Source organism: Allobosea lathyri (assembly GCF_900108245.1).
In the GTDB taxonomy this organism is placed as follows: Bacteria; Pseudomonadota; Alphaproteobacteria; order Rhizobiales; family Beijerinckiaceae; genus Allobosea; species Allobosea lathyri.
On the sequence record NZ_FNUY01000002.1, the window covers coordinates 172,122 to 192,936 of the forward strand.

General features: G+C 64.6%; 19 protein-coding genes and 1 pseudogene. 4 read left to right on the forward strand and 16 right to left on the reverse strand.

The features are described from left to right. Window positions 1-431 precede the first annotated feature (431 nt). A complete protein-coding gene (locus tag C4S73_RS05195; protein WP_103871428.1) occupies window positions 432-1,583 on the forward strand; it encodes an IS4 family transposase in 1,152 nt (383 codons plus the stop codon). A gap of 143 nt (window positions 1,584-1,726) precedes the next feature. Here C4S73_RS05195 and C4S73_RS05200 read toward each other — a convergent pair whose 3' ends face one another. The 16 genes from C4S73_RS05200 to C4S73_RS05275 form a co-directional block, all read right to left on the reverse strand. Next, complete coding sequence (locus C4S73_RS05200) at window positions 1,727-3,388, reverse strand: TRAP transporter large permease (RefSeq protein WP_103871832.1); 1,662 nt, start codon at window positions 3,386-3,388, stop codon at window positions 1,727-1,729. Window positions 3,389-3,540: 152 nt separating this feature from the next. Next, entirely contained in the window at window positions 3,541-4,140 is a 600-nt protein-coding gene (locus C4S73_RS05205) for a TRAP transporter small permease subunit (RefSeq protein WP_103871833.1), read from the reverse strand. Between the two features lie 460 nt (window positions 4,141-4,600). Then, window positions 4,601-5,731, reverse strand: a complete 1,131-nt coding sequence (locus C4S73_RS05210) for a 5-methyltetrahydropteroyltriglutamate--homocysteine S-methyltransferase (RefSeq protein WP_244595446.1) — start codon at window positions 5,729-5,731, stop codon at window positions 4,601-4,603. Then, on the reverse strand, window positions 5,728-6,495 hold the full coding sequence (locus C4S73_RS05215; protein ID WP_103871835.1) for an ABC transporter ATP-binding protein: 768 nt from the start codon (window positions 6,493-6,495) through the stop codon (window positions 5,728-5,730). Before C4S73_RS05215 ends, C4S73_RS05210 begins: the two co-directional genes overlap by 4 nt. Before the next feature lie 28 nt (window positions 6,496-6,523). Continuing rightward, window positions 6,524-7,276 (reverse strand): ABC transporter ATP-binding protein, encoded by a 753-nt coding sequence (locus tag C4S73_RS05220; protein WP_103871429.1) that lies wholly within the window; start codon window positions 7,274-7,276, stop codon window positions 6,524-6,526. Then, window positions 7,273-8,304 (reverse strand): branched-chain amino acid ABC transporter permease, encoded by a 1,032-nt coding sequence (locus C4S73_RS05225; protein WP_103871430.1) that lies wholly within the window; start codon window positions 8,302-8,304, stop codon window positions 7,273-7,275. Before C4S73_RS05225 ends, C4S73_RS05220 begins: the two co-directional genes overlap by 4 nt. 4 nt (window positions 8,305-8,308) lie before the next feature. Then, the gene (locus C4S73_RS05230; protein WP_103871431.1) at window positions 8,309-9,163 is read right to left on the reverse strand and encodes a branched-chain amino acid ABC transporter permease; all 855 of its coding nucleotides are present in this window, start codon (window positions 9,161-9,163) and stop codon (window positions 8,309-8,311) included. 156 nt (window positions 9,164-9,319) lie between these two features. Next, the gene (locus C4S73_RS05235; RefSeq protein WP_103871432.1) at window positions 9,320-10,501 is read right to left on the reverse strand and encodes an ABC transporter substrate-binding protein; all 1,182 of its coding nucleotides are present in this window, start codon (window positions 10,499-10,501) and stop codon (window positions 9,320-9,322) included. A 402-nt stretch (window positions 10,502-10,903) separates the two neighbouring features. Beyond that, window positions 10,904-11,251, reverse strand: a complete 348-nt coding sequence (locus C4S73_RS05240) for a RidA family protein (protein WP_103871433.1) — start codon at window positions 11,249-11,251, stop codon at window positions 10,904-10,906. 64 nt (window positions 11,252-11,315) lie between these two features. Then, complete coding sequence (locus tag C4S73_RS05245; RefSeq protein ID WP_103871434.1) at window positions 11,316-12,776, reverse strand: NAD(P)/FAD-dependent oxidoreductase; 1,461 nt, start codon at window positions 12,774-12,776, stop codon at window positions 11,316-11,318. Next, window positions 12,773-13,105 carry a (2Fe-2S)-binding protein gene (locus C4S73_RS05250; protein WP_244595447.1) on the reverse strand — a complete coding sequence of 111 codons (333 nt, stop codon included), beginning with the start codon at window positions 13,103-13,105 and terminating at the stop codon, window positions 12,773-12,775. Before C4S73_RS05250 ends, C4S73_RS05245 begins: the two co-directional genes overlap by 4 nt. Next, window positions 13,098-14,231 carry an NAD(P)/FAD-dependent oxidoreductase gene (locus C4S73_RS05255; protein ID WP_103871436.1) on the reverse strand — a complete coding sequence of 378 codons (1,134 nt, stop codon included), beginning with the start codon at window positions 14,229-14,231 and terminating at the stop codon, window positions 13,098-13,100. Before C4S73_RS05255 ends, C4S73_RS05250 begins: the two co-directional genes overlap by 8 nt. Window positions 14,232-14,237: 6 nt before the next feature. Then, a complete protein-coding gene (locus tag C4S73_RS05260) occupies window positions 14,238-15,038 on the reverse strand; it encodes an ABC transporter permease (protein WP_103871437.1) in 801 nt (266 codons plus the stop codon). A gap of 79 nt (window positions 15,039-15,117) precedes the next feature. Continuing rightward, the gene (locus C4S73_RS05265) at window positions 15,118-15,984 is read right to left on the reverse strand and encodes an ABC transporter permease (protein WP_103871438.1); all 867 of its coding nucleotides are present in this window, start codon (window positions 15,982-15,984) and stop codon (window positions 15,118-15,120) included. After that, window positions 15,981-17,024 (reverse strand): ABC transporter ATP-binding protein, encoded by a 1,044-nt coding sequence (locus tag C4S73_RS05270; protein WP_103871836.1) that lies wholly within the window; start codon window positions 17,022-17,024, stop codon window positions 15,981-15,983. The genes C4S73_RS05265 and C4S73_RS05270 overlap by 4 nt, the downstream gene beginning before the upstream one ends. 26 nt (window positions 17,025-17,050) lie before the next feature. Then, window positions 17,051-18,088: an ABC transporter substrate-binding protein gene (locus tag C4S73_RS05275; protein WP_103871439.1), complete on the reverse strand. Its 1,038-nt coding sequence runs from the start codon at window positions 18,086-18,088 to the stop codon at window positions 17,051-17,053. A 120-nt stretch (window positions 18,089-18,208) separates the two neighbouring features. On the opposite strand from C4S73_RS05275, the gene C4S73_RS05280 reads away from it, so the two are divergent. The 3 genes and pseudogenes from C4S73_RS05280 (at window position 18,209) to C4S73_RS05290 (ending at window position 20,759) form a co-directional block, all read left to right on the forward strand. After that, window positions 18,209-19,123 carry a LysR substrate-binding domain-containing protein gene (locus C4S73_RS05280; protein WP_103871837.1) on the forward strand — a complete coding sequence of 305 codons (915 nt, stop codon included), beginning with the start codon at window positions 18,209-18,211 and terminating at the stop codon, window positions 19,121-19,123. A gap of 57 nt (window positions 19,124-19,180) precedes the next feature. Next, window positions 19,181-19,333 (forward strand): annotated as a pseudogene (locus C4S73_RS05285) (IS481 family transposase); the annotation flags it as partial. Between the two features lie 106 nt (window positions 19,334-19,439). After that, on the forward strand, window positions 19,440-20,759 hold the full coding sequence (locus C4S73_RS05290) for an NAD(P)/FAD-dependent oxidoreductase (RefSeq protein ID WP_103871440.1): 1,320 nt from the start codon (window positions 19,440-19,442) through the stop codon (window positions 20,757-20,759). The last annotated feature ends 56 nt before the right edge of the window (window positions 20,760-20,815 follow it).

Consider the following 20,815-nt stretch of genomic DNA (forward strand, 5'->3'; position numbering starts at 1 on the left):
TCGCGCTCCGTCATCCTGAGCTTCGCACAGCGAAGTCCGGGATCCATCGGAGGGGTCCGAAGCTCTACGATGGATCCCGGAGCTGCGCGGCTTCGCCGCTTGTCCAGGATGACGCGGTGGTTCCGCACCAGAATAGTAAGCTTTAGGCGATGCTCCCTGCTCTGAGGTGCCAAGTCGATAATCTGCTGCGTTTTCGAGGAAGCACGGGTCATCCCGGCCGGAGCCCTCGGGTCCGACCTTCGGTCGGCTCAAGGATAACTTCGCGCAGAGCCGGGATTCCCGCCCGAACGATGACTGCAAGCGCTCTGGCATGGATCCCGGGTCAAGCCCACTGGTGTCCGGTTTAGATTTGTAGACAAGGTGCATGACATTGATTCTACTCGTTTTCCAGCGTTTGGCGACGTTTTGGACACGGGCAGGGGATCGATGTCATGCGGCACGACAATAGCGTCTTTCACGGCCTGCAGCGCCAGATTCCGTGGTGCGTGTTCGATCGGCTTGTGGAGAAGCATGGGACCGACCGGCGGGTGCGGCGTCTGGATACCAAGAGCCAGTTCCTGGCCTTGCTGTTTGGGCAGTTGTCGGGCGCGGCGAGCCTGCGCGAGATCGAGGCGGGCCTCCAGAGCCACGCGGCCCGCCTGTACCATCTGGGCGCACGCCGCCCGGCGCGCTCGACCTTGGCCGACGCCAATCAGCGCCGCTCCTGGCAGGTGTTCGGCGAACTCTTCGCTCATATGGCGAAAGCGGCCGGCCGCCGCACGCGCCGCCACCTGGCGGATGCGACCTGCCTGCTCGACGCGACGCGCCTTGAGGTCGGTTCGCTCAGCGCGGGCTGGCTCGAAGCCCAGCAGGGCCGTCATGCCCTGAAGCTGCACATGGCCTACGATCCAGCCGGGCAAAGCCCCGGCGAGGCCAGCGTCACGGGGCAGGCCGTCAACGACATCACGCCGGCCAAGGCCATGCCGATCACGCCGGGCATGACCTATGTCTTCGACCTGGGCTATTACGATTTCGGCTGGTGGACGCGGCTCGATGCGCAGGGATGTCGCTTCGTCACCCGCTTGAAGGCCAATACCCGACTGGACGCGACGCAACCGCAGCCCGTGCCCGCAGGCTCGAACATCCTCTCCGACGAGATCGGCCTGCTGCCCCGGCAGCCGGCGCGGCGGCAGACCTTCCCCGATCCCCTTCGGCAGCTCGTTATCCGCATCGCAACGGGCAAGACCATCCGCATCGTCACCAACGATCTCGACGCTCCCGCACAGGACATCGCCGATCTCTACAAGACTCGCTGGAAAATCGAGCTGTTCTTCAAATGGATCAAGCAGAACCTGAAGATCGCCCGCTTCCTGGGAACCTCCGAAAACCCCATCCGGACCCAGATATTCGTCGCGCTCATCGCATATCTCGTGCTGCGCGCCGCTCACGCCGCGCAAGACGCCGTCGAAACACCCCTCACCTTCGCCCGCCTCGTCCGTCTCAACATCATGCAAAGGCGGCGTCTCGACAGGCTCATCAACCCCGAAAACACCCGAAAACACATCAATCCAAACCAGATGACCTTCGCATTCAAACTAAACTAAACCGGACAGCAGTGGGTCAAGCCCGGGATGACCCAGTTTCCAAGAACAATCCGCGCGCTAAAACGCGCTAACCGACCATAAAAAAGGGCCTCCAAACGGAGGCCCTTTTTCTTTTGCTGCAGTGCTGTTGCCGTCCGGCGCAGCTATGGCTTTGGCATCGTCGGCGGGGCGTTGAGGTCGAAGCCTCCCGGCAGTCCGCCGCCCAGACCCGGGATCTGGATCGAGTCGAACTGCTTGTCGATCGACTTCTGGTCGAGCTGAATCGCCGATGCTTTGTAGTGCATCACCATCTGCGGGAAGATCACCACCATCGCCACCATGATGCACTGGATCACCACGAAGGGCACGGCGCCCCAGTAGATCTGCGCGGTGGTCACCGGCTCCATCATCCGGCCCGTGACCTTGTCGCGGTAGGGGTTCTTCGGGGCGACCGAGCGCAGGAAGAACAGCGCGAAGCCGAAGGGCGGGTGCATGAAGCTGGTCTGCATGTTCACGCCGAGAATGACGCCGAACCAGATCAGATCGATGCCGAGCTTCTCCGCAGCCGGTCCCAGCAGCGGCACGATGATGAAGGCCAGCTCGAAGAAGTCCAGGAAGAAGGCGAGCAGGAACACCATCACGTTGACGACGATCAGGAAGCCCGTCGCGCCGCCGGGCAGGCCGACCAGCAGGTGCTCGACCCAGACATGGCCGTTGACGCCGTAGAAGGTCAGCGAGAACACGCGCGCGCCGACCAGGATGAAGAGCACGAAGGCCGAGAGCTTGGCGGTCGATTCCGTCGCCTGCTTGAGTAGGTCGAAGGTCAGGCGCTTCTTGCCGAAAGCCAGCAGGATCGCGCCTGCAGCGCCCATCGCTCCGCCTTCGGTCGGGGTGGCGAGGCCGATGAAGATCGTGCCCAGCACCAGGAAGATCAGCGCCAGCGGCGGCACCATCACGAAGACGACCTGCTCGGTCATCCGCGAGAGCAGGTTCAGCTTGAGAGCCTTGTTGATCAGGGCGAGCACGAAGGAGACGCCGACCGCGATCGACATCGTCAGGACCACGAAATCCGCGCCGGCGGACACGTTGGTATAGAGCTTCATATAGGCGTAGGCCGTGCCAAAGGAGATGATCGTGATCACCAGCAGCGACAGGCGCCGGGTCTGGCCATCCGCGTCGCGCAGGGTCTGAGCTTCCGGCGGCAGGCCGGGCGCGCGCTTGGGGTAGATCATCGTGACGAGGAAGACGTAGCCCGCATAGAGGCCGGCCAGCACGAGGCCGGGAATGAAGGCGCCCTCATACATGTCGCCGACCGAGCGGCCGAGCTGGTCGGCCAGCACGATCAGGACCAGTGACGGCGGAATGATCTGGGCCAGGGTTCCCGAGGCTGCGATAACGCCGGATGCAAGGCGGCGATCATAGCCGTAGCGCAGCATGATCGGCAGCGAGATCAGGCCCATCGAGATCACGGAGGCCGCGACCACGCCGGTCGTGGCCGCCAGCAGCGCACCGACGAAAATGACGGCATAGGCTAGTCCGCCACGGATCGGCCCGAAAAGCTGGCCGATGGTGTCGAGCAGGTCCTCAGCCATGCCGGAGCGTTCCAGCACCAGCCCCATGAAGGTGAAGAACGGGATCGCCAGCAGCACGTCGTTGTTCATCGTGCCGTAGATGCGTTCCGGCAGGGCCTGCAGGAAGTTCTCCTGGAACATGCCGAGATCGATGCCGATCAGCGCGAAGAGCAGGCCGTTGGCAGCCAGCGCAAAGGCGACGGGATAGCCGAGCAGCAGGAATACGACGAGCGCCGCGAACATCACCGGCGCCATGTTGACGCGCAGGAAATCGCCAAGGCCGGCTGCGTGGGCGTCGCCCGTATGCAGGCTGAAGAAGGCGAGCGTGGTGAGCGTGAGCAGGAGGCCGGCAAAGCGCGGGAGGCGGGAGGCGGTCATCTTGAATGTCCGGTCGTTTTTTGAAGTGCTCACGAAGCCAGACCCTGTTCCTTGGCCTGATCGAGCAGGCGCTGCGCCTCGGCTTCCGCCGCCGCGGCGTGGCCGCGCAGGGCCTCGGCGTCTTCGAGATCGCCACGCATGATCGCGATCTGCTTGATGATTTCCGAGACGCCCTGGAAGGCCAGCATGACGAAACCGATGACGACAAGTCCCTTCGCCGGCCATTGCGCGAGGCCGCCGGCTGAAAGCGACTGTTCATTGATCGCATAGGAGCGCGTGAAGAACGGCCAGGAGTGGTAGATCATCAGCAGGCAGAACGGCATCAGGAACAGGGTGTGGCCGATCAGGTCGATCCAGCGCTGCACGCTTTTGGGCAGCATGCTGTTCACGATGTCGATGCGGATATGTTCCTTCACCTGCAGCGTCCAGGAGGCGCACATCAGGAAGACGGCGCCGAATAACATCCACTGCAGTTCGAGCCAGGCATTCGACGAGACGTTGAACAGCTTGCGGATGATCGCATTGACCGTCGCGACAATGACCGCGAGCAGGATAAGCCACGCTACTTTCTTGCCGATCTGGCCGTTTATGGCGTCGATCACACGGCTGATTTTCAGCAATCCCTGCACATCGTGCTCCACATTGCCATGCATGAACCAAGGGGCTGACCAGACGCCAGCGCGCACCCCGGTTACAGGAGCACGATGCCGAGCACAATACCGCCGATATTCATCCATTCGGCGTGGAAAGAGCAGAGATAGGCAGATTTATGCCTATTTTATCGGCATATCGGCCGGACAGGACAGCTAATCACTCTCGACAGTCATGTCTCCGTGACCAATCCAGGCACGTGTTTGCGTCAGCACTTCATCGGACAGCGTCTGGTCGTCGCTGAGTCGCGCCAGGACGATGGCGCCAAGCATGGCCGCCCAATTTCGCCCAAACCCACGCCGCCGCCCGCTATCAGTCGGCCGCATGAGCCGGGCGACGCGATGAGGCGGAGCCAGAGCGCGAGTCAGCGTTAGGCCAAGAGCGTTGCGGACCCAAGGCCCGCGACGCTCATCTCATCGATGTGAGAGCGGCCCTGGCTCAGCCCCAGACTTCGCGCGCCGTCTCGACGATCAATTCCAGCTTCCTCCACTGCTCGTCTTCGGCCAGCGTGTTGCCTTCCTCCGTCGAAGCGAAGCCGCATTGCGGGGAGAGGCAGAGCTGTTCGATGTCGGTATATTTCGATGCCTCCTCGATGCGACGCTTGAGATCGTCCTTGCTTTCCAGCACGCCGGTCTTGGAGGTGACGAGGCCGAGCACGACATGCTTGCCCTTGGGCAGGAAGCGCAGTGGCTCGAAGCCGCCCGAGCGGTCGTTGTCCCACTCCATGAAATAGCCGTCGACCGGCATGGTGTTGAACAGCAGGTCGGCGATCGGCTCGTAGCCGCCCGATGCGATGAAGGTCGAGCGGAAATTGCCACGGCAGAGATGCATGGTGATGGTCAGGTCGCGCGGCTTGTCCTTCAGCGCGGCCTGGACCATGCCGGCATAGATCTCGGGCTGATGGGCGGGGTCGTCGCCCCGAGCCCGCAGCATCTCGCGCTGGTCGGGGTCGCAGAGATAGGCGAAGGAGATGTCGTCGAGCTGGAGATAGCGGCAGCCGGCATCGTAGAAGGCGTGCACCGCCTTGTTATAGGCGTTGCCGACATCGGCGTAGAACGCCTCCATCTGCGGGTAGACGCCCATGTTGATCATCTTCCGGCCGCCGCGATAATGCAGCATGCTCGGGCCGGGAATGGTCATCTTGGCCGTCGAGTTCGGGCCGATAGCATCGCGCAGGACCTTGAAATGCTCGATCATCGGGTGGCCGCTGAAGCCGACCTTGCCGACGATGCGCAGCGATTTGGCGATGCCGACGCCGCCCTTGAAGTTCATGCCTGAATCGGCCGTGATCGCCTCGACGCCGTCGAGTTCCTCCATGAAATCGAAATGCCAGTAGGCACGGCGGAACTCGCCGTCGGTGATGCCCTTCAGCCCGATCGCTTCCTGCCTGGCGATCAGCTTGCGGATTTCGGCATCCTCCACCGCCTTGAAGGCCGCATCGTCGAGCGTGCCGGCTGCGTGCTTCTCGCGGGCCTGCTTCAGCGGGGCGCTGCGCAGCAGGCTGCCGACCATGTCGGCGCGGAACGGGGGCTTGGTCATGGGGGAATCGGTCATAGGGGAATCGGTCATGGGCTTGTCCTCGGTTCAGTCGTGGTATCGGCCTGCGAGCGCCGCCTGGCGCGGGCAGGGCGCTCGGTGACGGCGAGATGGGCGGCCATGGCCGCCTCATCCGCCAGCAGGATGTCGGAGCGAGCGGCGTGGACGATCGCGCCCCGGTCCAGGATTATCGCCCGATCGGTGAAGGGCAGGATCTTGCGCGCCTTCTGCTCGACGAGGATGACGGTCAGTCCTTCCTCGCGGTTGAGCCTTGCGATCGCCGCGAGCAACTCGTCGACGATGATCGGGGCGAGGCCTTCCAGCGGCTCGTCGAGCAACAGGAGTTTTGGGTCGAGCATCAGCGCGCGCGCCACCGCCAGCATCTGCTGCTCGCCGCCGGAGAGTTGGTTGCCGAAATTGCGCCGGCGCTCGCCCAGGCGCGGAAACAGCTGATAGGCACGTGCGACCGTCCAGGCCCCGCCGCGCTGCACGGCGGTCAGGTTCTCCTCGACCGTAAGCGAGCGGAAGATGTTGCGCTCCTGAGGCACCCAGCCGATGCCGCCCGTCGCGCGCTTCTCCGGTGGCAGCCGCGTGATGTCCTGCCCGGCAAAGCGAATGCGGCCGGAGACATGGTGGGTCAGTCCCATGATCGTGTCGATCAGGGTGGTCTTGCCGGTGCCATTGCGGCCGAGCAGAGCGAGCGCCGACCCTTCCGCCAGCGCCAGCGACAGGCCGTTGATGACGATGGCGTCGCGGTAGCCGGCGACCAGGTTCTCGATCTCGAGGAGAGCAGGGATTCCCGGGAGATCAGGAAGTCCCGAGAGATCAGACATGGGTGTCCTCCCCGAGATAGACGGCTTTCACGTGCGGGTCGGTCGAAATCTCTTCGACGGAACCCTCGGCATAGAGCGCGCCCTGGACCAGAACGGAGATCTTGTCGGCGAAGGAGAACACCAGTTCCATGTCGTGTTCGATGAGCAGCACGGTCACGTCGTCGGGTAGCGCCTCGACGCTGTCGAGCACGTCATGGCGCTCGTCTTCCGGCACGCCGGCGGCCGGTTCGTCGAGCAGGAGCAGCTTCGGCTTGCAGGCCATGGCGAGCGCGATCTCAAGCAGGCGCTGCTTGCCATAGGGCAGCGTCGCGGTGCGCCGTGTCATCATCGCGCCGAGCTTCATGCGCCGGAGCAGGGCCTCGCTTTCGTCGATGACGGCGCTGTCCTTGCCGACGCGGTTCCACCAGCGGGCACCCGAGCCTTCGCGCTCGGCAATGGCGAGGCTGATCGTCTCGATCGGGCTCAAATCGGCGAAGAGCTGGTTGATCTGGTAGGTGCGCGCCATGCCGCGCCGGACGCGGCCCTGCTGGCTGACACGGGTCACGTCCTCGCCCATCATTCGGATCGAGCCGGAGGTCGGCGGCAGCACGCCGGTCAGCAGGTTGATGAAGGTGGTCTTGCCGGCGCCGTTGGGGCCGATCAGCGCGTGGCGCGCGCCTTTCGCGACCGATAGCGACACATCGGCATTCGCCTCGAATCCGCCGAAGGACTTGCTCAGTCCGGTTGTCTCGAGTGCGAATGTCATGGCCGGCGCACTCCCAGCAGCCGGAGCAGCGGGACGAAGGGTTTGGCCAGCATGGCCATCAGCCGGTCGCGGCCGATCAGCACCAGGATCACCAGGATGAAGCCCATCCAGAAGATCCAGTAGGCCGGCGTCATCGCAGAGAGCACATCCTTCATCAGCTTGAAGGCGACCGCGCCGATCAGCCCGCCATAGAGATAGCCGGAGCCCCCGATGACCAGCACCAGCAGCGCATCGGCCGAACGGGCGAAATCGAGCACCTCCAGCGAGACGAACTGCGTCGTCTGGGTCAGGAGCGCTCCGGCCATGCCGGCATAGACCGCCGCCAGCGTATAGATCGCGATGAGGCGCCGGTTCGGCGCGATGCCGATCGTGCTGGCGCGCAGGCGATTGTCCTTCAATGCCTTCAGCGAGAGGCCGAAGGGCGATTGCACGACATGCCGCGCCAACAGGAAAAGCAGGAAGGTTGTGGTGAGGCTGTAGACATAGGCCGTGGTACCCGCGAAATCGAAGTCGAAACGTCCGAAGATCGGGCCGATCGTGACGCCAAGCAGCCCGTCCGCCCCGCCGGTGATCCAGTCGAGCCGGTTCGCCAGTTCGTGCAGGATCAGCGCCACGCCGAGCGTCACCATCAATCGCGTCAGGTCGCTGCCGCGCAGGATCATGAAGCTGGCGAGGAAGCCGGTCAGGCCCGCGATCGCGCCCGAAAGCACGAGCCCGGTGACCGGTTCCGAGATGCCATGTTTGGAGAGAAGGCCCGCCGCATAGGCGCCGACGCCGAAGAAGGCGGCATGGCCGAGCGAGACGATGCCGGCATAGCCGAGGATGAGATCGAGCGAGAGCGCAAACAGCCCGAGAATGGCGATCTCATTGAGCAGGAGATGGCGGTTCGGCAGCAGAAGAATCAAGCCGAAGGCGCTGATCCAGAACAGGATTTCCGGCCAGCGCCAAGCGGCTTTGGCCTGCAGGAAGGCGGCAGGAGACAAGGCCTCCGTGGTGGAGGCCGGCTGTTCGGGGAGCTTGTTCAGCATGGCGTCAACGCCCCCGTGCGAACAGGCCCTGGGGCCTGATCATGAGCACGGCGAGCATCATCGCATAGATGATGAAGGCGCCCAATTGCGGCACGAGATATTTGCCCATGACATCGGCAACGCCGAGCAGCAGCGCCGCCAGCAAGGGGCCGGTGAGGCTCGACGTGCCGCCGACCGTGACCACGATCAGGAAGTAGAGCATGAACTTGAGCGGGAAGGTCGGGTCGAGCCCGACGATCTCGGCGCCGAGCGCGCCGCCTAAGCCCGCCAGTCCGGAGCCGAAGGCGAAGGTGATGGCGAAGACCTTGACCACGGGGATGCCGAGGCCGCGCGCCACTCGCCGGTCGTCGACTGCCGCGCGCAGCTGGCTGCCGAAGCGCGTCTTCGCCAGCACCCATTGCAGGCCGAGCGCCATCAGGCCGCAAACCACGACGATGAAGAGCCGGTAGAGGCCGATGGTGACGTCGCCCATAGCGATGCGCCCCTGGAGCCAGGCCGGCAGGCGGATGTTCTGCTGCTGGGAGCCCATCAGATAGTCGGTCGCGGCGATCGCCATGAAGACGAGGCCGATCGAGAACAGGACCTGATCCAGATGGCTGCGCTCATACATGTGTCGGTAGAGCGTGCGTTCGGCGATGAATCCCAGCGCGGCGCTGAAGAGGAAGGCGAGCGGCAGGCAGGCCAGGAACGGCACACCGAAGCGGTTCATCAACACGACGGTCGCATAGCCGCCAGCCATCGCGAAGGCGCCATGCGCGAGGTTGACGAAGTTCATCAGCCCCAGCGTCACCGCAAGTCCCGCTGCCAGCACGAACAGCAGCATGCCATAGGCGATCCCGTCGAACAGGATGGTCAGCAAAGGGCGCTCCACTCTCGTGTTTGGGTATGCTGTTCTGCCCCGTCATTGCGAGGAGCGCAGCGACGAAGCAATCCAGGAGGATGTCGAGCGTGGCTGCTCTGGATTGCTTCGCTTTGCTCGCAATGACGGCTAGGCCGTCTGCGTGTTCTCAGGCCTTCACTTGGCCGCCTTGACCGGATCGGGCACGGCCTCGAACGTTGAAAACTCAACGTTGTACAGCTCGCCATTCACCTTCTCGACCTTGCGGACATAGACGTTCTGGACGATGTCGCGGGTCTTGGGATCGATCGAGACCGGGCCGCGCGGGCTGACCCAGCTCATGCCCTTCATCGCCTCGACCAGCGCGGTGCCGTCGGTCGCGCCATTGGTCTTTTTCAGCGCCTCGTAGATCAGGTGCATGCCGTCCCAGCCGCCGACCGCCATGAAGTTGGGGCGGGTGTTGGCAGCCTTGCGGAAGGCCTCGACGAAGGCCTTGTTCTCGGGCGAGGGATGGGCGGCGGAGTAGTGATGCGTGGTGATGGTGCCGAGCGCGACATCGCCCATGCTGTCGACGATGTCGTCATCGGTGACATCGCCGGTCGCGATCAGCTTGATGCCGGATTTGTCGAGCCCGCGCTCGACGAACTGCTTCATGAACTGCGAACCGGCCCCCGAAGGCACGAAGACGAAGAGCGCATCCGGCTTGGCGTCGCTGACGCGCTGCAGGAAGGGCGAGAAATCAGGGTTGCGCAAGGGCACGCGGACATCGCCGACGACCTCGCCGCCGGCCGCCGTCAGCCGCTCCTTGAAGGCCTTCTCGGCGTCGATGCCGGGGCCGTAATCGGAGACCAGCGTCATGGCCTTCTTGATACCGTTCTTGGAGGCCCAATCGGCAATGCCGATCGTGATCTGGGGCAGGGTGAAGCTGCTGCGCACGACGAAGGGCGACTGCTCGGTGATCGAGGACGTCGCGGCAGCCATCACGATCAGCGGTGTCTTCGACTGCGTCGCCAGCGGCGCGGCGGCGAAGGCGAGCGGCGTCAGGCCGAAGCCGGCGAGGAAGGAGACCTTGTCGTTGACCAGAAGTTCCTGCGCGATGCGGCGGGTCACATCGGGCGTTCCGGTGTCGTCCTTGATGACGAGCTCGATGGTCTTGCCGGCGACGGTTGCACCGTTTTGAGCAATGTAGAGCTTGGCTGCGGCTTCGATCTGCCGGCCGGTCGAGGCGAAGGGGCCGGTCATCGGCAGGATCAATCCAACCTTGACCGTTTGCGCCTGCGCGAGCGCCGGGCCAACCAGCATGGCCGCACCACCAATCGCGATGAGCGCGCGGCGCGAGAATCCGGACTTGGTCTTCATGAGCGGCAACCTCCCAATTGTGCGATTATCGCACTATTATTCTCATTTCGCACAGTTTTCCGTTTGCTAGGCTGCCTGTCAATCGAGCCGATGGGCTGAGTTGTGTGTTGGCTGGCTGGGGGCTGATTTCACTCGGAAACAGGCCGTCATCCCGGGCTTGACCCGGGATCCATTCCGGAGCGCTTCCGATCAAGGTTCAGGCATGGATCCCGGCTCTTCGCTTCGCTCCGGCCGGGATGACCCGCATTTTCCACGAAAGCGCAGCACGGTAATGATGGCAAATGGGGACGCAGCCTTCCAGCCGAGGCTGCACGATACCAAAAAAGGCGTCATGCTGCGGTCGGCCTGACGCCTGACGCCTGATGCCGGAGTTGGAGGGAGGCTGCAGCGCGCCTCCTCGGCTCAAGACTTCGCGGCGGTCACCACGACCTCGATCAGCGCTCCGCCGCCGAGATCGGCGACGCCGACAGTGGCGCGGGTCGGCAGTTCGTCGCCGAAGAACGCGGTCCAGACGGCGTCCATCTCCTTCTTCTGCGAGAGGTCTGTAACGAAGATGCTCGAGGCGACGATCGCCTTGCGATCGAGGCCGACCTCGCCGAGATAGCTTTCGATCTTCGTCAGGATGTTTTGCGTCTGCGGCCCCATCGACTGGGTTGTGTCATCGGCGATGGTGCCGCCGACGAAAACCAGCCCGCCGGTCTGGACGACGCGGTTCTGGATGGGTGTGCGGATGGAACGGGTGATCGTCATGGTCTTTCTCCTGGTTTGAAAAGGGTGAAGGCGCGGCTGATGGCGCAAGGCGCGCGATCGCCGCTCACCGAACCACCGCTTTGACCGCCGCTTCGCTCGGCGGCAGCGATGCGAGCTCGGCGAGCGTGACCGGCTTCACCGGCGGCCGCAGGCGATAATAGCCGACCTCGGCTGGCGTCGTGCCGCGCGCCTGGGCGATCAGCTCGACGACAGTGGGGCCGCAAAGCCGGCCCTGACAGGGACCCATGCCGCAGCGCAGGAAGGCCTTCATCTGATTGGGGCCGGTGACGCCGAGGCGTTTTGCGGCATCGCGCACCTGGCCGGCGGTCACCTCCTCGCAGCGGCAGATGATGGTCTCGTCGACCGGCGGTGCCAGGAACTGCATTGCCGGCTTGTAGAGCAGATCGAGGAAGCGTCGGCCGCGCAGGCTCCGTTCCAGCTGAGCGCGGATCGGCGCAGCCTGCGCGTCGCGCTCGGGAATCGTGATGCGCCCGAGCCGCCTTGCGGCGTCGAGCGCAGCGATCTCGCCGCGCAAGGCTGCACTTTCGGCGCCGCCGATACCAGCGCCGTCGCCGGCGATCGCGATGCCCGGCACGGATGAAGCGAACCAATCATCGAGTTGCGGCACCCAGCCATGCTGGGTCTCGTCGAAATCATGGAGACAGCCGGCGGCGTTCGAGAGGTTGACGCTCGGGATGACGCCATGATGCAGCAGCAGCGTGTCGCAGGCGATGCTCTGCGTGGCATTGCCGCGTTCGACACGGACCGAGGAGACGCGGCCTGTCCCTTCGGCGGTCAGATTGGTGACGCCGCCGATGAAGCGCAGGTTGCGGCGCGCCTTCGCCATCAGCCTGAGGCCCTTGGCGAGATAGGGCGAGCGCAGGAAACCTGGCAGTGCGCCAAGAGCGGCAGACCAGTTGCGCCGCGGCGTGGTGTCGAGCACGGCGACGATCTCGGCACCGGCCGCCGCAAGCTGGCCAGCGAGCAGATAGAGCAGCGGCCCGCAGCCTGCGATCACGATGCGGCCCTTGGGGACGATCGCCGAGCTTTTCAGCGCGATCTGGGCGGCGCCTGCCGTCATCACGCCCGGAAGCGTCCAGCCGGGGATCGGGAAAGGGCGCTCCTGTGCGCCGGTTGCGAGAATGACCTGACCCGCCATGATCAGCCGGGCATGGCCGTCGAGCGAGAGGCCGATTTCGAAAGCTGCTCCCGGCAAGTCGCTGTCTTCAGGCGCGATCGACCAGACCGTGCAGCGCGCGGCGTAGGATGCAGCCGAGCGCTCGAAGCGCGCGACGATGGCCGAGCCACGCCAGTAATCCTCGCCGAGCACGGTGCGATCGGAAACCGGCGTCGTCGTGATCGAGCGATAGATCTGGCCGCCCGGGGCCGGGTTTTCATCGACCAGCAGGACCGAGAGGCCGTGCTCGCCTGCGCGGCTGGCTGCCGAGAGGCCGGCGGGGCCGGCTCCGACAATAACGAGGTCGTAATGATCGGCGATCTCGCCGATTTCGGCCACGGCCTTCATGCTTGCGTCTCCTCGGGCTGACGCCGGCCGTGCTGGGTCTCGATCGCCATGCCCTCGCGCAGCGGCACCATGCAGCCCTGCCGGTTGCCGACGCCGTCGATGACGACGAGGCATTCGAAGCAGACGCCCATCATGCAATAGGGGCCGCGCGGAGCGCCGGAGACGGGCGTCTCGCGGCACGCATCGATGCCGTTGGCCAGCAAGGTCGCCGCAACCGTGTCGCCATCGCGGCCGGTGAGCGGGCGGCCGTCGAAGCTGAAGCTGAGCCTGGGCGCGCGCGTCGCATCGTGCTCCGCCTTGCCGTCAGAGGCGAGCCTGAGCTCAGACATGGGCCGGAACATGGAACCTCCGTGCGGAAAAGCTCGCGACTGCATTCGGCAGCACACCGGAGAGAATGGCCGGGGCAAGCGTCAGGACATGGTTGGCGGCCAGCGTCACGCCGGAATGGCAGGTGACGACGAAGGCGCCGGGGCAGCTCTGCGACTGTTCGTAGATCGGGAAACCGTCGGGGCTCATAACGCGCAGTGCCGACCATGTCCTGACCACGTTGAGGCCGGCGAGGCGCGGGAACATCCTCACCGCGCGGTCGGCCATCACGGAGAGGACCGGTTGGCCGACGATCGTGTCGAAGCCGCGATCCTCCTGGCTGTCGCCGATCATCACGCCGCCCTCGTCGGTCTGGCGGATCGTCACCATCGGGTTGTCGAGGAACGGCGCAGTTTTCTCGGTGACGATGATCTGGCCTTTGCTCGGCTTCACCGGGGCATGCAGACCGACCCTCGGAGCAAGGCGCGCATTGCCGAGCCCGGCTGCGAGCACGATCTTGCCGGCACCGAGTTCGCCCCATGGCCCGCTGATGCGAAAGCCGCCGTCGCGCGGTGTGATGGTCTCGACCGCATGATTGGGGCGGTAATCCACGCCGCGGCGGATGGTCGCTTCGCGGAGCGCGCGGAACAGCTTCAGCGAGTTCACATGGCCGTCGAGCGGGCTGTAGAGCGAGCCGACGACCTCCTTGCCGATATCGGGCAGGCGGCGTTTGGTTTCAGCGTGATCGAGCACCTCATACGGAAAATCGGTCATCGTCTCCTGATTGTGCAGCCGGCGCATCGCATCGACGCGCTTGCCGAGTTCCTGCTCGGAGAGGCAGAGCATGAAACCGCCCGGCTGGCTGTGGGCGACGTCGATGCCGGTCTCCTCGCTGAGAATGGTGGCAAGCCCGTGCCAGGCATCGGCCGAGCGGCGCGACCACTTCGCGTATTCGGGCATGCCAAAACCCTTCGACTGGACCCAGACCAGCGCGAAATTGCCGCGCGATGCCCGAAAGGCGACATCGCCTTCGTCGAGGATGGTAACGCTTGCGCCGCTGCGCGAGAGGCCCAGCGCGATGGCGCCGCCAACCACGCCACCGCCGATCACGACGACGTCAGGCTCTGTCTGGTTGATTTTGGATGACACGGCCGTTCAGCCCTTTCCGCTTCCGACGAACAGCCGGTCCAGCCCGTAGATCCTGTCCAGCGCGATCAGAAGTCCGGCGGTCATGGCGATCAGGCAGGCGGAAACGGCTGCGATGAGGGGGTCGATATTGTCCTGGATGTAGAGGAACATGCGCACCGGCAAGGTCACTGTGGCCGGCGAGGCGATGAAGACCGTCATCGTCACCTCGTCGAAGGAGTTGATGGCGGCCAGCAGCCAGCCCGAGACCACGCCGGGCAGGATGAGCGGGAGCGTGACCCGGCGGAACACCGTGGCATTGCCGGCCCCGAGCGAGATCGCGGCGTGCTCGATGCGCTGGTCGATGCCGTAGGAGGCGGCGAGCACGAGCCGGAGCGCGAAGGGCAGCACCACGATGATGTGGCTCAGCAGCAGGCCAAGGAAGGTGCCGGACAGGCCGATCTGCGAGAAGAAGCGCAGGAAGGCGATGCCAAGCACGACATGGGGCACCATAAGCGGAGACATGAACAGCGTCGTCAGCGCCTCGCGGCCTCGGAAGCGATAGCGCGCAATGGCGAGTGCGGCGGGCACTGCGAGCGTGATGGCGAAGGTCGAGGACAGCGCCGCGAGCCAGAGCGAGTCGCGAAAGGCGCGCACGAATTCGGGATAGTCGAAGATCGCCTTGAACCAGCGCAGGCTCGGACCCCGCGTCGGCAGCGAGAGATAACCTTCGGGCGTGAAGGCGACGACGCAGACGATCAAAAGCGGCGCCAGCATGAAGATGACGAAAAGCAGGTTGAAGCAGAGCGCGAGCGGGCCGTTCTTCCTCATGTGAACGACCTCGCCGCTCTGCGCCGAGAAAATCTCCCCGTGCCTCTCAGGACGAGGGCTGAAGCTTTCGAGCGATTCATCATTCGAACACCTGCGAATAACGGCGCTCGATCAGCCGGTTCGAGCCGACGGTGATGGCGACGAGTGCGAGCAGGAGCAGGCTCGCCACGGCTGCGCCGAGCGGCCAGTTCAGTGTGTTCAGGAACTCGTCATAGGCCAGCGTCGCGGCGACCTTGAGCCTGCGGCCGCCGATGATCGCGGGGGATGCGAAGGCGCTCGCGGCCAGCGAGAAGACGATGATGGCGCCCGACAGGATGCCCGGCACGATCTGCGGCAGGATCACCCTCAGCCAGATCGTGGTCTGGCCGGCGCCGAGCGACAGCGCGGCGTTCTCGATCTGCGGGTCGAGCCGCTGCAGCGAGGCCCAGACGGCCAGGATCATGAAGGGGATCAGCACGTGGATGAGCACGATGACGATGCCCGTCTCGGTGAACATGAAGGCGAGGGGCTCGGCGATGAGGCCGAGTGCGATCAGCCCCTGGTTCACCAGCCCGGTCGAGCCGAGCAACAGCGCCCAGCCGAGCGTGCGCGCCACGACCGAAACCAGAAGCGGGCCGATGACCACGAGCAGAATGGCGCTGCGCCAGCCCGGCGACATGCGGTTGAGGATGTAGGCTTGGGGCACGCCGATGAGCATCGTTGCCAGCGTGACCAGGATCGCGATCCGGAAGGTGCGCAGGAAGATCTCGAAGAAATAGGAATCGGTGAAAACCTCGATCCAGTTCTTCAGCGTGAATTCCGGGACGATGCCCTTGTACTGGCCCCAATCGTAGAAGGAGAGCAGCACGGTCATGCCCAGCGGGATGATGACCAGGCCGAGGAAGACGAGCAGAGCGGGGCCCGTCAGATAATAGGGGGTGGCGCGGCTGGAGATGGCGAGGCTCATCCTGCCGCTCCCTCGCGCAGCAGCGAGGCATCAGCCGGGGCAAAGCTGAGGCGGATGGCCTCGCCCTCGGCCGGCACCGGGTGCCCGTCATTATGGCGCATCAGAGTGAGTGCGCCGGCTGCGCTCTCGGCTGTCAGCAGCCAATGCGTGCCCTGGAACACGCGGCTCAAGACGCGTGCATCGAGCCCGGCCGCTCCGACTGCCGCAAAAGCCAGCCGCTCAGGCCGGATCGCAATCTGCACCGGGCCGGAAGCGGCGCCCGCCATCGCAAGCGACAGGGAGCCAAGGCTTACCTTGCCGTGGCCGTCGCTCGTGCCGCGCAGCACGTTGGTCTTGCCGAGGAAGCTCGCGACGAAGGCGCTGGCCGGCCGGCCATAGACGGTATCGGGAGCGCCGACCTGCTCGACGCGCCCGTGGTTCATCACCACGATCCGGTCCGAGAGAGCCATCGCCTCGTGCTGATCGTGAGTGACGAGGATCGTCGTCGTCCCGATCGAACGCTGGATCTGCCGCAACTCGCTTTGCATCTCCTCGCGCAGCTTGGCGTCGAGATTGGAGAGCGGCTCGTCCAGCAGCAGGAGCGCCGGCTTGATCACCAGCGCTCGCGCCAGCGCGACACGCTGCTGCTGCCCGCCCGACATGCGCCTGGGATAGCGATCGGCAAAACCCTTGAGGCCGACGAGCGCCATGGCCTCCAGCGTCCGCGTCTCGCGTTCGGCCTTGTCGATGCCGCGCATTTCAAGCCCGAAGGCGATGTTCTGCGCCACCGTCATATGCGGAAACAGCGCATAGCTCTGGAAGACGATGCCCAGGCCGCGCTTGTTCGGCGCGACCGAGACGAGATCGTTGCCGTCGAGCAGGATGTTGCCGCGATCGACGGCAACGAAGCCGGCGATCATCTGCAAGGTCGTGGTCTTGCCGCAGCCCGACGGCCCGAGCAGGGAGACGAACTCTCCCCGCTCGACCGCAAGATCGAGCGATTGGACGGCCGTGACCCCGCCATAGGACTTGCTCAGCCCGTTGAGGACGAGATGCGACATGGTGCGAATCCGCTCGTCTTTTGCCGTCAGCGCTCGATCTCGCGGTTCCAGCGCTTGGTCCATTCCTCGCGCTTGGCGTTGGCGATGTCCCAGTCGACGGCCTTGAGGGATTTCACCTCATCGCCATAGGGCAGGCCCTTCTGCTCGTCCTTGGTCAGGGTCACCGTGACGTTGGCGGGGCCGAAGCCGGCGCTCTTGGCCATGATCTTCTGGATATCCGGCGAGAGCATGAACTGGATGAAGGCGTTGGCCTCGGCTGCCACTTTCGAGCCCTCGATCGGGCAGGCTGCGACGCCGAGCGCATAGCCGCCTTCCTTGGGATAGACGAACTCGACGGGGAATCCGGTATCGGCGAAGGCCTTGGCACGGCCCGAACCCCAGACCGCAAACACCGCCTGCCCGTTCTGGAAGAGCTCGGTCATCTTCGCCGGCGACGGCTCATAGGCCAGGACATTGGCGTTGATCTCGTCCTTGAAGGCCTTGAAACCCGGCTCGATATTGCTCTCGCCGCCGCCGGCAAGCTGCGCTTCCGCGATCAGGGCATGCAGGCCATAGGTGTTGTTGATCGGCGGCAGGACGATCTTCTTGCCGTATTTCTTGTCCTTCAGATCGGCCCAGGAGGTGGGGGCGGGCCACTTGTTCTCCTCGAAAGCCTTCTTGGAATACATGAAGCCCGTGCCGACCAGACCCAGACCCACCGCCTTGTTCGACTTGAACAGCATCACCGGCGCGACATCCTTGTAGATGGGCGCTGCGGTCAGCGTGCCGCAGAAGCCGAGCGCCACCGCCTGATAGGCCGGCCCGTCATCGACGATGGCGACATCGATCTGCTGATTGCCCTTCTGCGCCTGCAGCTTGGCGAGCGTGTCGGTGGAATTGCCGGCGACGTATTCGATCTTGACGTTGGCCTGCTTCTCGAACGCGGGGATGACCTCCTTGCGCATCGACTGCTCGTAGGAGCCACCGTAGCCGGCAACAAATATCGTCTTCTGCTGTGCCAGGGCCGCGGTGCTCGCACCGAGCGCCGTCGTCGTCATCAATAGTCCAACCCACGCGAATTTCATGAACCCCTCCTCATTTTTGAGTGTGACGAGAGGGTCTGCGACAGTTTGGACTTGGTCAAATCGAATGATTCGTCCAATCCATGTCCAAATGTTATGGCTTGCCGCGAGGGAGCCGATGCCATGCTAAATCCGCGCCAGATCGAGGCTTTCCGCACGGTGATCGTGACCGGCGGCGTGACGGCGGCGGCTCGCGCGCTCCATATCACCCAGCCGGCGGTGACCAGGCTGATCCACGATCTGCAATATGCGCTCGGGCTGAAACTATTCGAGCGGCGTGGTACGCGGCTGGTTCCGACCAATGAGGCCTTGTCGCTCTACCGCGAGGTCGAGCGGCAATTCGTCGGCCTGGATCGCATCCAGAGTGCGGCGAGAAACCTGCGCGAGGGGCTTTCCGGCAGCCTGCGGGTCGCCGCGCTGCCGACCTTCAATGTCGGCTTCCTGCCGCGTCTGGTCGGGCATTATCTCACGGAAAAGCCGGGTCTCGAACTCGCGCTCTATGGCAGCATCTCGTCGCAAGTGGTGGACTGGGTCACGACCGGCTTCTGCGATCTCGGCTTCGCGCAATACCCGCTCGACTTTCCCAATATCGACGTCGAGCTGCTGCCGCCGGTTCCCAGCGTCGCAGTTTTGCCGGAAGGGCACCGTCTGGCCGCGAAATCGATCCTCGAACCGGCCGATTTCATCGACGAGCCCTTCGTCTCGCTCGAACAGACCACGCAGTTGCGCTACCGGATCGATGCGCTTTTTCAGGCCGCGAGGGTCACGCGGCAGACCCGGGTCGAGACGCCGCTGTCGATGATCGCCTGTTCGTTGGTCGCGGCCGGCGCAGGCGTCAGCATCGTCGACCCATATACCGCGGCTGAATATAGCGGGCGGGGCATCGTGGTGCGCCCCTTTCGGCCTGCGATCCTCTACGATATCGGCGTGGTCTGGTCGAGCGGGCGGTTCCGCTCGGCGCTGGCGCTAGGCCTCGTCGAGAAGGTTCGCGCGGCGATCGCCCAACTCGCTATCGAGGCCGAAGCGGCGCAGGCCTAGTTGTTTGATCCCGGGCTTTGATGGTGCAATCTCGACGCAGGAATCGAGGGATGCGCTATGGGCCAGGTTCTTCACGGGAGCGCCACGACGACTGAGGCGGTCCGTCGAGCGATACAGCATAGTCAAGAGAGCCTGAGGGCGCTGTCGAAGCGCTACGGGATCAACCAGAAGACGGTCGCCAAGTGGAAGAAGCGGAGTTCGGTGGCCGATGGCTGCGTCGTCGAGCAGGGGCCGCCGGCCGAATTCTTCGGCAATCCACGACATGAGCGCACCCGCGCCTTCCTGTCGAATATCAGATCCTTCGGGGAGGCGAGCCATGCCTGATGATTCCAGCATTCTGTCGCCGGATTTCACGACCAATCCCTATTGGTGGGACGCAGCCCCGCCGGAAAGCGCGCGTGAGCCGCTGCCGGCGCAGACCGACGTGCTCGTCGTCGGTTCCGGCTATTGCGGGCTGTCGGCGGCGGCCGAACTCGCCCGCAACGGCGTCGACGTCACCGTCGTCGATGCCGAGGAGCTTGGGGCCGGTGCCAGCACCCGCTCCGGCGGCATGGTGTCCAGCGGCCAGAAGCTGGTGATCGGCGGCGCGATCAAGGGCGTCGATGCCGGCCGGATGACGCGGTTGCTGGAGGATTCGCTGGCCTCCTACGACCATCTCAAGACCTTGATCCGCGAACAGGGCCTCGATGCCGATCTTGCGGTGCTCGGGCGCTATTTCGGCGCGCATGTGCCTGGTCATTACGACCGCTTGCGCCGCCAGGGCGAGCTTCTGGCGGAGCATACCGGCGTTACCGTCCACGACATCCCGAAATCCCGCCAGCATGAGGTCACGGGGACCGATTTCTACCATGGCGGTATCGTGATCGATGAGTATGGCGGGCTGCATCCGGCGAAATATCATAGCGCGCTGCGCAGGCTCGCCGCCGCCAATGGCGCGACGCTGCGCTCGCATGCGCCGGTCCTCAAGGTCGGTCCGGCCGAAGCTGGTTTCCATACGGTCGAGACCGGACGCGGCACGATCCGGGCGCGCAACGTCTTCTTCGGCACCAATGGCTATACCGACAAGGCCCAGCCCTATCTCCAGCGCCGCATCGTGCCGGTGCGCAGCTACCAGATCGCCACTGAGCCGCTGCCGCCCGAATTGATGGCGCAGATCAATCCCGGCAAGCGCATGATCACCGACAGCAAGCGCGAGCTGATCTACAGCCGGCCTTCGCCGGATGGGACGCGCGTTCTGTTCGGCAGCCGGCCCGGCGCCTTCTACATGCCCGAGCGCGAGGCCGCACCGAAACTGCATGCGATGATGCTGAAGGTCTGGCCGCAGCTTGCGGGTTATCGCGTGACCCATTGCTGGAGCGGCAAGGTCGGCATGACCTTCGACAAGATCGCTCATATGGGCCGGCATGACGGAGTCGATTTCGCCATCGGCTGCAACGGCAACGGCGTCGCGCTGATGACCTATCTCGGCCATCAATCGGCTTTGAAGCTGCTGGGCCGGCAGAACCGGGCGAGCGCTTTCGACGATCCGGCCTTTCCCGACAACCCGCTCTACCGCGGCACGCCATGGTACCTGCCGATCGTCAGCGGCTGGTATCATCTGCAGGACGCGATCGACCGGCGCATGGCGCGCTTCTAGGAGCATCGGCCCGAGATCGAAGCTCGAAATCCGACCATCGTTGGAACCCAGGCGCT